This window comes from Rhodococcus sp. NPDC060090, from assembly GCF_042729855.1.
Taxonomy (GTDB): domain Bacteria; phylum Actinomycetota; class Actinomycetes; order Mycobacteriales; family Mycobacteriaceae; genus Rhodococcus.
The window spans coordinates 251,032-264,472 of sequence record NZ_JBHWXB010000008.1; the positions used below are offsets into that span (position 1 = coordinate 251,032).

Genomic DNA, 13,441 nt, shown 5'->3' on the forward strand with positions numbered 1-13,441 from the left:
GCGATGTGAGCACTGTGTACGACTGCAACCAGCCGGATTCGCGTTCCGTAGGCCTGAATGCCGCCAGGGGTTCGCTCAAGGCGGGTCGTCTCGTCGTCGTCCCGACCGACACGTTGTACGGCATCGCGGCAGACGCGTTCGACAGTTCCGCGGTCGCCGCGTTGCTGCGGGCCAAGGGTCGCGGGCGCGACATGCCGGTCCCCGTTCTGGTGGGATCGTGGACGACGATCGACGGACTTGTCACTACGGTGCGTCCGGAAGCCCGCGAACTCATCCGGGCCTTCTGGCCGGGCGCATTGAGCCTCGTCGTGCATGCCGCGCCGTCGCTCGCCTGGGATCTCGGTGATACCCGCGGAACCGTCATGCTCCGGATGCCGCTGCATCCCGTGATTCTCGAACTGCTCCGTGAGGTGGGTCCGCTCGCGGTCTCGAGCGCGAACGTCTCGGGCCGGCCGCCCGCCACGACGGCTGCGGAGGCGCGAGAACAGCTCGGGGAGTCCGCATCCGTATATCTCGACGGTGGACCGGCCGAGCACGGGGTTGCTTCGACGATCGTCGACCTGACCGGAAACCGGCCGCGCATCATCCGTGAAGGTGCCGTATCCGCAGAAGCCATTGCGGAGGTGCTGGGCGACGACGCCGAGCGTTTGCGCACCGGCGGGGAGTGACGGTGGAGGACAGGAGTTCGTGACTTCAGTCGACTCAGCGGCCGTGGTGCTCGCCCAATCAGGGCAGGGCGCCGGGGTACCGATCCGAGAGTTGCTTCTCGTCCTCCTCACCGCGGCGGTGGTGACGTTCCTGTCCACGGGGCTCATCCGCATCCTCGCGACCAGGTTCGGGGCGGTGGCCAAGCCTCGCGACCGTGACGTCCACGTGACGCCGACACCTCGGATGGGCGGCGTGGGGATCTACTTCGGTCTCGTCGTCGGAATCTTGTTCGCGCAGCAACTCCCCGCTCTGACAAGAGGTTTCGAGTTCACCCCCGATATGGGGGCGACGCTGGTGGCGGCGACGATCATCGTTCTCGTCGGCATCATCGACGATCGGTGGGGGCTCGACGCACTCACCAAATTCGTCGGCCAGGTCACGGCCGCCGGAGTGCTCGTCGTGATGGGCATCAGCTGGATCGTCATCTACAACCCGTTCGACGGCTCCACTCTCGTGCTCGACCAGCTTCAGGGTGGCCTCATCACCGTCGCAGTGGCCGCGGTGATGATCAACGCGATGAACTTCGTCGACGGTCTCGATGGTCTCGCAGCGGGTGTGGGTCTGATCGCCGCGGTGGCGATCTGCATCTTCTCGGTAGGTCTGTTGCTCGATCAGGGCGGCGACGTCTCGGCGTATCCGCCCGCGCTGATCGCTGCCGCGCTCGCGGGCGCCTGTCTCGGATTTCTGCCCCACAATTTCCAGCCCGCCCGGATCTTCATGGGCGACTCGGGATCGATGCTGATCGGCCTGATGCTCGCGGCCGTCTCGACCAGTGCGTCCGGCCGGATCTCTCTCAGTGCCTACGGTTCCCGAGATCTGCTCGGTCTGTTGTCTCCGCTGATCCTGGTGGGTGCGGTGACGTTCATTCCGATCCTCGACCTGTTGCTCGCGATCATCCGTCGTACCCGCGCGGGTGTGAGCCCGTTCAGCCCGGACAAGATGCACCTGCACCACCGACTGCTGCAGATCGGTCATTCCCACCGCAGGGTCGTGCTGCTGTTGTACTTGTGGGTCGGTGTCCTCGCATTCGGCGCGGTGGGGTCTTCTCTACTGGACCGGACGGCCGTGGTGCTCCTGACGGCGGGTGGACTGGTGTTCGCTCTGGTCGTCACGGCGGTGCCCTCGCTTCGGCACCACGACGACGGCGGCGGTGGCGGCGGCCGACCCGGACCCCGCAAACGCGTCCGTTAGGCTCGATGATCGTGAGCTCTTCTGATCAGTCCGACTCGAATCCGATCCTGCCAGCGCTGCCCGACTCGGCGGCCCCGATGCGTGCAGCGGTCCGCTACGGCGCTCTGGGTCTGCTCGCCCTCACCGTGGTCGCGTCGGTGATCGGCTACCTCGTCGTCGGCCTCCCCGGAGTGTGGGGGGCGCTGATCGGAGCGGCTGTCGGCGGGGGATTCATCCTGTTCACCGCGCTGGGTGTGCTCTTGACGGCGAAGCTGCCTGCAATGACGGCCGGCGCTGTTCTGCTCGGAACGTGGCTCTTGAAGCTCATTCTGGCGATCGTCGTCATGGTTCTCCTCGAGCCGCTCGATTTCTACGACAAGGGCGCGTTGGTTCTGACCATCGTGTTCGCGTTGATCATCGTGCTGGGGGCGGAAACCTACGGTGTGCTGTCGCAACGCGCGCTGTACGTCGAGCCTCACTCGTCCGGCGGCAACGAAACTACTGGAAACGACACGCAGTAGTAGATTCGCTTGTCAATTACTTCGCAGCGTGTGCCCCACCTACGCACTGTCGTAGAACTGTTGATAGTGTGAGGCCTACGCGAGTGGCACTGTGTGCACCTACTGGGTGAGCGCGAGCAGTTGTCACTTGGTAGGCGGTCGTGTTCAAATGGCCGCCGAGTCGACGAGAGTCGCCGACAACGGCAGAAGCAGAACCGTGATTTGCGGTTCGGAGCACTGGCGCACACGCGAGCCGACCTGGTCGACTTGTTGGATCGTCAATGTCCGATCGACCCGCAGACGGCAATGCCTGCGGCCGACTACGGGAGAGAGCGCTGAGCGTCACCACCTTGGCAGCCGGAGAATTCCACGCGCCGTCACTAGCTGATTTTTTCCCACCGGCAGTCCTGTTCGAAGGTACCCCCTTCGAGATGGACCGGCTGATGATCATCCGCGTCGCCATGGCAGTGATCGTTGCGCTGTTCTTCGTTCTGGCGATGCGCAGCCCGAAGATCGTGCCCCGCGGCGTTCAGAACGTCGCCGAGATCATGCTCGACTTCGTCCGGATCCATATCGCCGAGGACATCCTCGGTAAGGAACAAGGACGTCGATTCCTTCCGGTGATCGTCACCATCTTCTTCTTGGTGGTCGGGTTGAACCTGACAGCGGTCATCCCGTTCATCAATATCTCGTCGAATGCACGAATCGGTATGCCGATCGTCCTCGCCGCGCTCGCCTACATCGTGTTCAACTACGTGGGCATCAAGAAGTACGGATTCTTCCGTTACGTCAAGAGCAGCATCGTCGTTCCGAACTTGCCGCCGGCTCTCCATTTGCTGGTGGTCCCGATCGAGTTCGTCTCGACCTTCATCCTGAGGCCGTTCACCCTCACCATTCGTCTCATGGCCAACATGCTGGCCGGCCACATCATGCTGGTGCTGTTCTTCAGCGCCACGCAATTCTTCTTCTTCGATTCCGACGGAATCATGAAGGTGTTCGGCATCGGCTCCGTCATCGGCGGCATCGCGTTCACCTTCTTCGAGCTCCTCGTGATCGTTCTGCAGGCCTACATCTTCGCGCTGCTCACCGCGGTGTACATCGACATGGCACTGCACGCCGAAGAGCATTAGCTCGCCGGCCAGCACGACCGACAGATACACACAGACTGACTCGGTTGCCGACCCCCGGGGCCGAGCCACAAGAAAGGGAATGGAACACCAATGAGCGTTGCGCTTCAGGCAGCAGACGTCATCGCCCAGCAGGAGACCACGATCAGCGGTCTCGGTGCGGTCGGCTACGGCCTCGCCGCCATCGGCCCCGGCATCGGCATCGGCATCGTCGTCGGCAAGGCGATCGAGGGCATGGCCCGTCAGCCCGAGATGGCCGGACAGCTGCGCACCACGATGTTCCTCGGTATCGCATTCACCGAGGCCCTGGCCCTGATCGGCATCGTTGCCGGCTTCATCTTCTGATTCGACGACCACCATGGCTGACAGCATCCTGATTCTCGCGGCAGAGGAAGGGGAGATCCCCAATCCCCTCCTGCCCGCGACGTACGACATCGTCTGGTCGCTGGTCGCCCTGATCATCGTCGGTTTCGTCTTCTGGAAGTACGTACTTCCGATGTTCCAGAAGGTGCTCGACGAGCGTTCGGAGCTGATCGAAGGCGGCATCAAGAAGGCGGAGGAAGCCCAGGCAGAGGCGAAGGAGGCGCTCGAGCAGTACCGCGCTCAGCTCGCCGAAGCCCGGACCGAGGCCGCACAGATCCGCGAGGAGGCCCGCACGCAGGGCCAGCAGATCATCGCCGATATGAAGGTTCAGGCACAGGAGGAGAGCGACCGTATCGTCGCTGCCGGTCACAACCAGCTGCAGGCCCAGCGTCAGCAGATCGTGGCCGAACTCCGGAGCGACCTCGGTCGCAGCTCGGTAGATCTTGCCGAGAAGATCATCGGTGAGGCTCTCGCCGATGACGTCAAGCGTGCCGGTTCGATCGATCGGTTCCTCAACGAACTCGACTCCCTCAGCGCTGACTCTGCATCCGGAAAGTGAGCACAATGTACGCAGCAAGCCGTGAGGCACTCGCTCATACGCGGTCCGCACTGCAGTCCGCCCTGGGCTCGGGTGCCGAGACTGCCGCTGCGGCTCAGGCCGGCTCGGAACTGCTCTCGGTGGTCGAGGCGCTCGACAGTCAGCGAACCCTTCGTGGTGCGCTGGCCGACGCCTCGGCCCCCGCGGCCATTCGTGAGACGTTGGCCGAGCAGGTCTTCGGGAGCAAGGTTTCGGCCTCGACTCTCGCGACCGTGAAAGCCGCGGTGGGCAAGGACTGGTCGGCGCAATCCGACCTGACCAACTCGCTCGTGCAGCTCGGTCGTGAGGCCCTCCTCAAGGCAGCAGCGAACCAGGACCAGCTCGACACCGTCGAGGACGAGCTCTTCCGGCTCGGCCGCATCGTTTCCGGCAACGGCGAGCTCGAGCAGGCACTTTCCGACCGAAACACGTCGGTGGAGGCCAAGCGCGAACTCCTCTCGCGCCTGCTCTACGGCAAGTCGACGGCCATCACCTCGACTCTCGCCGTGCACGCGGTGGGTCGCCTGAAGGCGTCCCCGGCCGACACGTTCGACGAGTTGTCTGCACTTGCCGCAACGCAGCGCGACCGGGCCGTTGCCCACGTGCGCAGCGCGGTTGCCCTCGACGCGGAGCAGTCGAGCCGGCTTGCCGCGACGCTGACCCGCGTCTACGGGAAGCCTGTGACGGTGCACGTCGAGGTCGATCCCGCGCTTCTCAGTGGATTGGTCGTCCGGGTGGGCGACGAGGTCATCGACGGTACGGCAGCGGGGCGACTCGCGGCAGTACGCAAGAGCCTCACGTAGTCCACTTCCGAACACACACCTAGATCTTTTCGAAGACCTGATACCGAGAGCAGGAAGAACATGGCGGAGCTGACGATCTCCTCCGACGAGATCCGTAGCGCGATTGACAATTACACCGCGAGCTACTCCCCGGAGGCCTCCCGCGAGGAGGTCGGCGTCGTCGTCGATACCAGTGACGGCATCGCGCACATCAGCGGTCTGCCGTCGGCGATGGCCAACGAGCTGCTGGAGTTTCCCGGTGGCGTGCTGGGCGTGGCCCTCAACCTCGAGGCAACCGAAATCGGTGCCGTGATCCTTGGTGACTTCCAGGACATCGCGGAAGGCCAGGAAGTCAAGCGGACCGGCGACGTGCTGTCGGTGCCGGTGAGCGACAACTTCCTCGGACGCGTCGTGAACCCGCTCGGTCAGCCGATCGACGGCCTCGGCGACATCGAAGCCGACGAGACCCGCGCCCTCGAGCTGCAGGCCGCATCGGTGCTGGAGCGCCAGCCCGTCGAGGAGCCGCTCCAGACCGGCATCAAGGCCATCGACGCGATGACCCCGATCGGCCGCGGACAGCGTCAGCTCATCATCGGCGACCGCAAGACGGGCAAGACCGCCGTCTGCATCGACGCGATCCTCAACCAGAAGGCGAACTGGGAGACGGGCGACCCGAAGCAGCAGGTTCGCTGCATCTACGTCGCTATCGGCCAGAAGGGCTCAACCATCGCGGGCGTCAAGCAGGCCCTCGAGGAGAGCGGCGCGATGGAATACACCACCATCGTCGCGGCTCCGGCGTCCGACTCGGCAGGCTTCAAGTGGCTCGCTCCCTACACCGGTTCGGCTCTCGGCCAGCACTGGATGTACCAGGGCAAGCACGTCCTCGTGGTGTTCGACGACCTCACCAAGCAGGCCGAGGCATACCGTGCCATCTCCCTGCTGCTGCGTCGCCCGCCGGGCCGTGAGGCATACCCCGGTGACGTCTTCTACCTGCACTCGCGTCTCCTCGAGCGTTCCGCCAAGCTGTCCGACGAACTCGGCGGCGGCTCGCTGACGGCTCTGCCGATCATCGAGACCAAGGCGAACGACGTCTCGGCATACATCCCGACCAACGTCATCTCCATCACCGACGGTCAGGTCTTCCTCGAGTCCGACCTCTTCAACAAGGGCGTCCGTCCGGCGATCAACGTCGGTATCTCGGTCTCCCGTGTCGGTGGTGCCGCACAGACCAAGGGCATGAAGAAGGTCTCCGGCTCGCTGCGTCTCGAACTCGCGCAGTTCCGTGAGCTCGAAGGCTTCGCGGCCTTCGCCTCCGACCTCGACGCTGCCTCGAAGGCTCAGCTCGAGCGCGGCCAGCGACTCGTCGAGCTGCTCAAGCAGGACCAGTACTCGCCGATCGCTGTCGAGGACCAGATCGTGTCGATCTACCTCGCCGGTGAAGGTGTCTTCGACTCTGTTCCGGTCGGTGACATCCGTCGTTTCGAAGCAGAGCTCCTCGAAGACCTGCACCGCAACGCTGCAGGCGCCTACGAGCAGATTGCCGGTGGCAAGGCCCTGACCGACGAGTCGGCCGATGCCTTCAAGGCCGCGACCGACAAGTTCAAGGAAGGCTTCATCGCCTCCGACGGCAGCCGCGTCGTGAACGACCCCGAGGCCGAGACGCTCGGAGCCGACGAGGTCGAGCAGGAGCAGGTCTCCATCAAGCGCACCTCCGTCCGCAAGTGAGCGTGGAGACCATGACCCAGCGTCCAGTGAAGGGAGTGTGATCGACGAATGGCGAACTTGCGTGAACTCCGCTCGCGGATCAAGTCGGTCAATTCGACCAAGAAGATCACCAAGGCGCAGGAACTGATCGCGACGTCGCGCATCACGAAGGCCCAGGCCCGAGTGGCAGCATCCAAGCCGTACGCCGAGGAGATCACCAAGGTCCTCTCGGAACTGGCAAGTGCGTCTGCGTCGTTGGATCACCCCCTGCTCAACGAGCGCGAGAACCCGAAACGCGCCGCAGTCCTGGTCGTGACCAGCGACCGCGGTATGGCCGGCGGTTACAACTCCAACGTCCTCAAGGAGGCGGAGGAGCTGCGTCAGCTGCTGATCAGCGAGGGCAAAGAGCCCGTGCTGTACGTGCTGGGCGGTAAAGGTCTGGCGTTCTACACATTCCGCGATCGTGCGGTCGCGGGCGCGTGGACCGGCTTCTCGCAGGAGCCTCGGTACACCGACGCCGCGAAGGCAAGCCGGCACCTGGTCGAGCTGTTCATGGCCGGTTCCGGTTCCGAGGTTCCCGCTCCCAACGGAGAAGGCACCATCGAGGGCGTCGACGAGCTCCACATCGTCTACACCCGGTTCGTGTCCATGCTGACCCAGACCCCCGAGGTGCGTCGCATGGCGCCTCTCGAGGTGAGCGTCACCGAGGACGAGATCGAATTGGGCGAAGACATGCTCACCGACGGTCGTCGCGCCGAGGGGCCTCAGCCCGACTACAACTTCGAGCCGGAAGCCGGGACGCTCCTTGCCGCGCTTCTGCCGAAGTACATCAGCACGCGTATCTTCGCGTCGCTGCTGGACGCGGCGGCCTCCGAGTCGGCTGCCCGTCGTACCGCGATGAAGGCCGCAACCGACAACGCCACGGAACTGGTGAACACCCTCAGCCGTCAGGCGAACCAGGCTCGCCAGGCCCAGATCACCCAGGAAATCAGCGAGATCGTCGGCGGTGCCGGTGCGCTCGCCTCGAGTGCAGGAAGTGACTGAACCACAATGACCGCAGCAGTTACCGATAACAACGCCGGTGCGGCGTCGGCCCTGGCCGGGCGCGTCGTCCGTGTCATCGGCGCCGTCGTCGACGTGGAATTCCCGCGTGGCGCCGTACCCGCCCTGTTCAACGCCCTGACGTCCGAGGTCGCCCTCCCGTCGGTGGCCAAGACGCTGACCCTCGAGGTTGCGCAGCACCTCGGCGACAACCTGGTGCGCACCATCTCGATGCAGCCCACCGACGGACTCACCCGCGGCGCCACAGTCGTCGATTCGGGCAAGCCGATCTCGGTTCCCGTCGGTGACGTCGTCAAGGGCCACGTGTTCAACGCCCTCGGCGACTGCCTCGACACCCCGGGCCTCGGTCGCGATGGCGAGCAGTGGGGCATCCACCGCAAGCCCCCCGCCTTCGATCAGCTCGAAGGTAAGACCGAGATCCTCGAGACCGGCATCAAGGTCATCGACCTGCTGACTCCGTACGTCAAGGGCGGCAAGATCGGTCTGTTCGGTGGTGCCGGTGTCGGCAAGACCGTTCTGATCCAGGAGATGATCACCCGTATCGCGCGTGAGTTCTCCGGTACGTCGGTGTTCGCCGGCGTCGGTGAGCGCACCCGTGAGGGCACCGACCTCCACCTCGAAATGGAAGAGATGGGCGTCCTCCAGGACACCGCCCTTGTCTTCGGCCAGATGGACGAGCCGCCGGGAACGCGTATGCGCGTCGCCCTGTCCGCACTGACCATGGCGGAGTACTTCCGCGATGTTCAGGGCCAGGACGTCCTGCTGTTCATCGACAACATCTTCCGTTTCACCCAGGCCGGTTCCGAGGTGTCGACCCTTCTCGGTCGTATGCCTTCCGCCGTGGGTTACCAGCCGACGCTGGCGGACGAGATGGGTGAGCTCCAGGAGCGCATCACCTCGACCCGTGGCCGCTCGATCACCTCGCTGCAGGCGATCTACGTCCCCGCCGACGACTACACCGACCCGGCGCCCGCGACCACGTTCGCGCACCTCGATGCGACCACCGAGCTCTCGCGTCCGATTTCGCAGATGGGTATCTACCCCGCTGTGGACCCGCTGACGTCGACCTCGCGCATCCTGGAGCCGGGCATCGTCGGTGCGGATCACTTCCGTGTCGCCAACGAGGTCAAGCGGATCCTGCAGAAGTACAAGGAACTGCAGGACATCATCGCCATCCTCGGTATGGACGAGCTTTCCGAAGAGGACAAGGTCACGGTCAACCGTGCACGTCGTCTTCAGAAGTTCCTCGGCCAGAACTTCATCGTCGCAGAGAAGTTCACCGGTCAGCCGGGCTCCGTCGTGCCGCTGGCCGACACCATCGAGGCATTCGACCGCGTCTGCAAGGGCGAGTTCGATCACCTGCCCGAGCAGGCGTTCAACAGCTGCGGTGGACTCGACGATGTCGAGGCCGCAGCCAAGAAGATCGCCGGGAAGTAGGCCCCGATGGCTGAAATGACCGTGGACGTCGTCGCTGTCGAGGAGCGCCTGTGGTCCGGGAAGGCGACGCTGGTCACCGCCCAGACCACAGAAGGTGAGATCGGCGTCATGGCCGGTCACGAGCCGGTTCTCGGCCAGCTGATCGAGGGCGGCGTCGTGTCCGTCAAGACCGTCAACGGCGAGCGCATCGTCCTTGCGGTGCACGGCGGGTTCCTTTCGGTGACCGCGACGACCGTGACCGTACTGGCGGAATCCGCTGATCTGGTGGAGACCATCGATGTCGAAGCGGCCAAGACCGTTCTGGCCGAGAGTCAGGACGACGCCGAGATCGCGGTGGCCAAGGGTCGCTTGCGGGCCGTCGAGCGGGCCTGAGTAAGACAACAGGAAAGCCGCGACGGAGCCGACGAGCAGTGTCAGTAGGAATGATCGTTCTCATCATCCTGGTGGTGCTGCTCGCGGCCTCCGTCGCGGCTTTTCTCTTTCGTTTCACCAAACTGCGCGGCGGTGGTACCGCCGCCATCGTCCGTGTCATGCCTCGCGCCGATGGTTCCGGTTGGAGACACGGGATCATCCGCTACGGCGAGAACACGCTCGTGTTCTACAAACTGTCGAGCATCAAGCCGGGCCCCGACTCGCGGATGAGTCGTCAGGGCATCGATGTGCGATCCCGTCGTGCTCCGCAGGGGACCGAATTCGACATCATGACCGACGACATCGTCGTTTTCGAGATCGTCGACAGCGGCAGCATCTACGAGGTGGCACTCGACAGCGGCGCGCGAACAGCGTTCCTGTCCTGGCTCGAATCCAGGCCTGACGAACGTTCGCAGCGCCGCCGCCTCGGGTGAATCGAGACGTTACGCGCCCGCACCCGGCTTCCAGAGGACGTCGCCGTCCGGATTCGTGACTCGGCTGAGGATGAACAGTAGATCCGACAGACGGTTGAGGTACTTCGCGGGAAGAACGTTCGTGTCATCGGGTGCAGCATCAACGGCGGCCCACGCCGCGCGTTCCGCACGGCGAGCCACGGTGCGGGCCGTATGCAGGAGTGCTGCAGCCGGAGTTCCACCGGGCAGGATGAACGAATTGAGCGGCTCGAGCTCTTCGTTGAATTCGTCGCACCAGCGTTCGAGCCGGTCGATGTACTCCTGAGTGATTCGCAGCGGCGGGTACTTCGGATCTTCCACGACCGGCGTGGACAGGTCGGCGCCTGCGTCGAACAGATCGTTCTGAATCTGTTGGATCACCGGGACCACGCGATCGGGAACCGTCCCGAGTGCAAGCGCGACACCGAGCGCCGCATTCGTCTCGTCGCAGTCGGCATACGCGACCAGCCGGGCATCGTTCTTCGACACTCGGGAAAAGTCGCTGAGGCCCGTAGTTCCGTCGTCGCCGGTGCGGGTGTAGATCCTTGTGAGGTGGACAGCCATGGCCGCCACGGTACCGGCTCCGGCGTCCTCCGAGTGACCTGGTTACGCTGTGTCGTTGTGAGTGAACGCTTTCTTGTTACCGGTGGTGGCCGGCTGGTCGGTGACGTCTTTGTCGGCGGTGCCAAGAACAGTGTGCTCAAACTGATGGCAGCGGCACTCCTCGCCGAGGGCACCAGCACGATTACGAACTGCCCCGACATCCTCGACGTCCCGCTGATGGCCGAGGTGCTGCGCGGACTCGGCTGCGAGGTTGTACTCGAGGGCGACGAAGTGAGCATCACGACGCCTGCACAACCCGAGTACCACGCTGATTTCGCTGCGGTGCGGCAGTTCCGTGCTTCTGTGTGCGTACTGGGTCCGCTGGTCGCTCGGTGCCGGCGTGCGGTCGTCGCGCTTCCAGGTGGAGACGCGATCGGTTCACGTCCCCTCGACATGCACCAGACCGGGCTTCGGCTCCTCGGTGCGCGGAGCACGATCGAGCACGGATGTGTCGTGGCCGAGGCCGACGATCTCCACGGCGCGGCGATCCGGTTGGCGTTCCCCTCGGTGGGTGCGACCGAGAACATCCTCATGGCCGCTGTTCTGGCCAAAGGGGAGACCACGATCGACAATGCGGCACGTGAGCCCGAGATCGTGGATCTGTGCAACATGCTGGTGCAGATGGGTGCCCGGATCTCCGGTGCAGGAAGCACGACCCTCCATATCGTGGGAGTGTCCGCGCTCAAGCCTGCGACGCACCGATGCATCGGCGATCGCATCGTCGCGGCGACGTGGGGGATCGCTGCTGTGATGACGCGGGGCGAGATGATGGTCCGCGGCGTGAATCCGAAACACCTCGCATTGGTCCTCGAGAAGCTTCGCGGAGCGGGTGCTGAGGTGACACCGCACGCCGACGGATTCCACGTCGTCCAGAAGGACAGGCCTCGCGCGGTCAACTTTGCGACTCTGCCGTACCCCGGGTTCCCGACCGACCTCCAGCCGATGGCGATCGGGCTTGCCGCCGTGGCCGACGGAACGTCGATGATCACCGAGAACGTCTTCGAAGCCCGCTTCAGATTCGTCGAGGAAATGATTCGGCTCGGTGCAGACGCACGTACCGACGGCCACCACGCGGTGGTACGAGGTGTCGAAGAGTTGTCGAGTGCACCGGTGTGGGCATCCGATATCCGTGCGGGTGCGGGGCTGGTACTCGCGGGTCTGTGTGCCGACGGGGTGACCGAAGTCCACGACGTCTACCACATCGATCGCGGATATCCGAGGTTCGTGGAGATCCTGACCGAGCTCGGCGGGACCATCGAGCGAGTCGGCAGCGCGGACTGATCTCCGCCCACCCGCCGCTGCCCCGAACTGCGAGGGCAACCAGCGCGCCGCGGCTGTGGACTCCTGTCTTCGCGAAAATCTCCTCGATCCTCGCAGTGACTGCGATCGGCCTGCCCGCCGGTAGTGCGGAGTACGACTAGAGGTCGGGATCGAACAGCACCGACATCGCATCGGATATGCCCATCGGTTGGAGCTCTTCGGTCCACATCGCGCTACGAGCCGGCACGAGGGAGGTCCACCTGTGCTGTGGAGTGAGATAGCGGAGGCGGACAAGTCGCGGCAGGCGTGTGAGGTCCGGAACCGTCGCGATCGGTGACGCACCGACACACGTAACCGGGTCGGTCGTGGGCCAGAGATACGCAGCCATGAGTCCTGGTCTCCCAGAGTTCCGGGATATCCGACGACGGTCGTCGCTCGTAGCGTGCGGTTCGACGAAACGGCAATAGGACGAAACGGAAGAGATCGCACGAGGACCTCGGGTCTCCTGGGCTTTCTCCGGGCAGAGGTGTGGTGCGTTCCGGCGCGGTCTCCGGCATCGGTGGATTCGCCACGTGCGTTGATCGTCGAAATACGCTGCCTCAGCGCATGATTCGGTCGCCGACAACCCTTCGGGTGTGACGCGCAGCCCTGCTGTGCTGCGCGTCACGAATCATGATCTTGCTCTGAATGCATGGGCGGGTCGGCTGCGACCTGCGGAAACGGCAGCAAAAGGGCTTCCGACCAGCGGATTTGGCGCTGTGTTCACAGTCGCGTAACTTAATCCAGGTCAGAGCGACACGGACACCGACCCGGACTGCAAGGTCAGGGACAACGAGGTTGGACGCAAACGCCTGAAAGTTTCACCGGCCGTCAATCTTCTGGTAAGGTTGGAGGTCGCACCACTTCCCAAAGTGGTTGCGAGACCGAACAAGTAGCCCCCGAGAAAGCGGACAATCGTCCGGGATCGACGGTGTGTGCGTGTTCTTTGAGAACTCAACAGTGTGCCGATGAATGTCAGTGCCAATATTATTTGGTGCGGCCACCCGCTTTTGTGGGTGGTTGTTGCTGATCATCACATTCTTCCGTCTGTGAGAGATCAGTGTTTGAGCTAGTTTGAGTTTTGTATGCTAGTGGTTTGGCTCTTTTGTCTTTGACTGATCGGCCCTTCGGGGTTTTGATTATGAGTCTTTAACGGAGAGTTTGATCCTGGCTCAGGACGAACGCTGGCGGCGTGCTTAACACATGCAAGTCGAACGATGATGCCCAGCTTGCTGGGTGGATTAGT

General features: G+C 63.9%; 15 protein-coding genes and 1 rRNA gene. 14 read left to right on the forward strand and 2 right to left on the reverse strand.

Features of this window, described 5'->3' with window-relative positions:
* Positions 1-5 precede the first annotated feature (5 nt).
* The 12 genes from ACFWCF_RS13620 (at position 6) to ACFWCF_RS13675 (ending at position 10,275) form a co-directional block, all read left to right on the forward strand.
* Positions 6-668: an L-threonylcarbamoyladenylate synthase gene (locus ACFWCF_RS13620; RefSeq protein ID WP_378492927.1), complete on the forward strand. Its 663-nt coding sequence runs from the start codon at positions 6-8 to the stop codon at positions 666-668.
* A gap of 19 nt (positions 669-687) precedes the next feature.
* Positions 688-1,899 carry an MraY family glycosyltransferase gene (locus tag ACFWCF_RS13625; RefSeq protein ID WP_378492928.1) on the forward strand — a complete coding sequence of 404 codons (1,212 nt, stop codon included), beginning with the start codon at positions 688-690 and terminating at the stop codon, positions 1,897-1,899.
* A gap of 77 nt (positions 1,900-1,976) precedes the next feature.
* Positions 1,977-2,399: a hypothetical protein gene (locus tag ACFWCF_RS13630; protein WP_378492939.1), complete on the forward strand. Its 423-nt coding sequence runs from the start codon at positions 1,977-1,979 to the stop codon at positions 2,397-2,399.
* Between the two features lie 260 nt (positions 2,400-2,659).
* On the forward strand, positions 2,660-3,508 hold the full coding sequence (gene atpB / locus ACFWCF_RS13635; RefSeq protein WP_378492929.1) for a F0F1 ATP synthase subunit A: 849 nt from the start codon (positions 2,660-2,662) through the stop codon (positions 3,506-3,508).
* Positions 3,509-3,598: 90 nt separating this feature from the next.
* Positions 3,599-3,850 (forward strand): ATP synthase F0 subunit C, encoded by a 252-nt coding sequence (locus tag ACFWCF_RS13640; protein WP_378492930.1) that lies wholly within the window; start codon positions 3,599-3,601, stop codon positions 3,848-3,850.
* 13 nt (positions 3,851-3,863) lie between these two features.
* Positions 3,864-4,427, forward strand: coding sequence for a F0F1 ATP synthase subunit B (locus ACFWCF_RS13645; RefSeq protein WP_378492931.1), 564 nt, complete (start codon positions 3,864-3,866; stop codon positions 4,425-4,427).
* A gap of 5 nt (positions 4,428-4,432) precedes the next feature.
* Positions 4,433-5,248 carry a F0F1 ATP synthase subunit delta gene (locus tag ACFWCF_RS13650; RefSeq protein WP_378492940.1) on the forward strand — a complete coding sequence of 272 codons (816 nt, stop codon included), beginning with the start codon at positions 4,433-4,435 and terminating at the stop codon, positions 5,246-5,248.
* 60 nt (positions 5,249-5,308) lie between these two features.
* Positions 5,309-6,952 (forward strand): F0F1 ATP synthase subunit alpha, encoded by a 1,644-nt coding sequence (gene atpA / locus ACFWCF_RS13655; protein ID WP_378492932.1) that lies wholly within the window; start codon positions 5,309-5,311, stop codon positions 6,950-6,952.
* A 48-nt stretch (positions 6,953-7,000) separates the two neighbouring features.
* Positions 7,001-7,975, forward strand: a complete 975-nt coding sequence (locus ACFWCF_RS13660) for a F0F1 ATP synthase subunit gamma (RefSeq protein ID WP_378492933.1) — start codon at positions 7,001-7,003, stop codon at positions 7,973-7,975.
* A gap of 6 nt (positions 7,976-7,981) precedes the next feature.
* Positions 7,982-9,430, forward strand: a complete 1,449-nt coding sequence (atpD, locus tag ACFWCF_RS13665) for a F0F1 ATP synthase subunit beta (RefSeq protein WP_378492934.1) — start codon at positions 7,982-7,984, stop codon at positions 9,428-9,430.
* A 6-nt stretch (positions 9,431-9,436) separates the two neighbouring features.
* Positions 9,437-9,802: a F0F1 ATP synthase subunit epsilon gene (locus ACFWCF_RS13670; protein ID WP_378492935.1), complete on the forward strand. Its 366-nt coding sequence runs from the start codon at positions 9,437-9,439 to the stop codon at positions 9,800-9,802.
* A gap of 50 nt (positions 9,803-9,852) precedes the next feature.
* Positions 9,853-10,275, forward strand: a complete 423-nt coding sequence (locus ACFWCF_RS13675) for a DUF2550 domain-containing protein (RefSeq protein ID WP_378492936.1) — start codon at positions 9,853-9,855, stop codon at positions 10,273-10,275.
* Between the two features lie 9 nt (positions 10,276-10,284).
* On the opposite strand, the gene ACFWCF_RS13680 is transcribed toward ACFWCF_RS13675, so the two are convergent.
* Positions 10,285-10,857 (reverse strand): cob(I)yrinic acid a,c-diamide adenosyltransferase, encoded by a 573-nt coding sequence (locus tag ACFWCF_RS13680; protein WP_378492937.1) that lies wholly within the window; start codon positions 10,855-10,857, stop codon positions 10,285-10,287.
* A gap of 57 nt (positions 10,858-10,914) precedes the next feature.
* Here ACFWCF_RS13680 and murA point away from each other — a divergent pair, with 57 nt between their 5' ends.
* Positions 10,915-12,177, forward strand: a complete 1,263-nt coding sequence (murA, locus tag ACFWCF_RS13685; protein ID WP_378562039.1) for a UDP-N-acetylglucosamine 1-carboxyvinyltransferase — start codon at positions 10,915-10,917, stop codon at positions 12,175-12,177.
* A gap of 136 nt (positions 12,178-12,313) precedes the next feature.
* Here murA and ACFWCF_RS13690 read toward each other — a convergent pair whose 3' ends face one another.
* Positions 12,314-12,544: a hypothetical protein gene (locus tag ACFWCF_RS13690; protein WP_378562042.1), complete on the reverse strand. Its 231-nt coding sequence runs from the start codon at positions 12,542-12,544 to the stop codon at positions 12,314-12,316.
* Between the two features lie 800 nt (positions 12,545-13,344).
* On the opposite strand from ACFWCF_RS13690, the gene ACFWCF_RS13695 reads away from it, so the two are divergent.
* A 16S ribosomal RNA gene (locus ACFWCF_RS13695) occupies positions 13,345-13,441 on the forward strand; the annotation flags it as partial.

Excerpts from the sequence above, each read along its gene's own strand:
- ACFWCF_RS13630 (WP_378492939.1), top strand. The coding sequence starts at position 1,977 with ATGCGTGCAGCGGTCCGCTACGGCGCTCTGGGTCTGCTCGCCCTCACC.
- atpB (WP_378492929.1), top strand. The coding sequence starts at position 2,660 with ATGTCCGATCGACCCGCAGACGGCAATGCCTGCGGCCGACTACGGGAG.
- ACFWCF_RS13640 (WP_378492930.1), top strand. The coding sequence starts at position 3,599 with ATGAGCGTTGCGCTTCAGGCAGCAGACGTCATCGCCCAGCAGGAGACC.
- ACFWCF_RS13645 (WP_378492931.1), top strand. The coding sequence starts at position 3,864 with ATGGCTGACAGCATCCTGATTCTCGCGGCAGAGGAAGGGGAGATCCCC.
- ACFWCF_RS13650 (WP_378492940.1), top strand. The coding sequence starts at position 4,433 with ATGTACGCAGCAAGCCGTGAGGCACTCGCTCATACGCGGTCCGCACTG.
- atpA (WP_378492932.1), top strand. The coding sequence starts at position 5,309 with ATGGCGGAGCTGACGATCTCCTCCGACGAGATCCGTAGCGCGATTGAC.
- ACFWCF_RS13660 (WP_378492933.1), top strand. The coding sequence starts at position 7,001 with ATGGCGAACTTGCGTGAACTCCGCTCGCGGATCAAGTCGGTCAATTCG.
- atpD (WP_378492934.1), top strand. The coding sequence starts at position 7,982 with ATGACCGCAGCAGTTACCGATAACAACGCCGGTGCGGCGTCGGCCCTG.
- ACFWCF_RS13670 (WP_378492935.1), top strand. The coding sequence starts at position 9,437 with ATGGCTGAAATGACCGTGGACGTCGTCGCTGTCGAGGAGCGCCTGTGG.
- ACFWCF_RS13675 (WP_378492936.1), top strand. The coding sequence starts at position 9,853 with ATGATCGTTCTCATCATCCTGGTGGTGCTGCTCGCGGCCTCCGTCGCG.
- ACFWCF_RS13680 (WP_378492937.1), bottom strand. The coding sequence starts at position 10,857 with ATGGCTGTCCACCTCACAAGGATCTACACCCGCACCGGCGACGACGGA.
- ACFWCF_RS13690 (WP_378562042.1), bottom strand. The coding sequence starts at position 12,544 with ATGGCTGCGTATCTCTGGCCCACGACCGACCCGGTTACGTGTGTCGGT.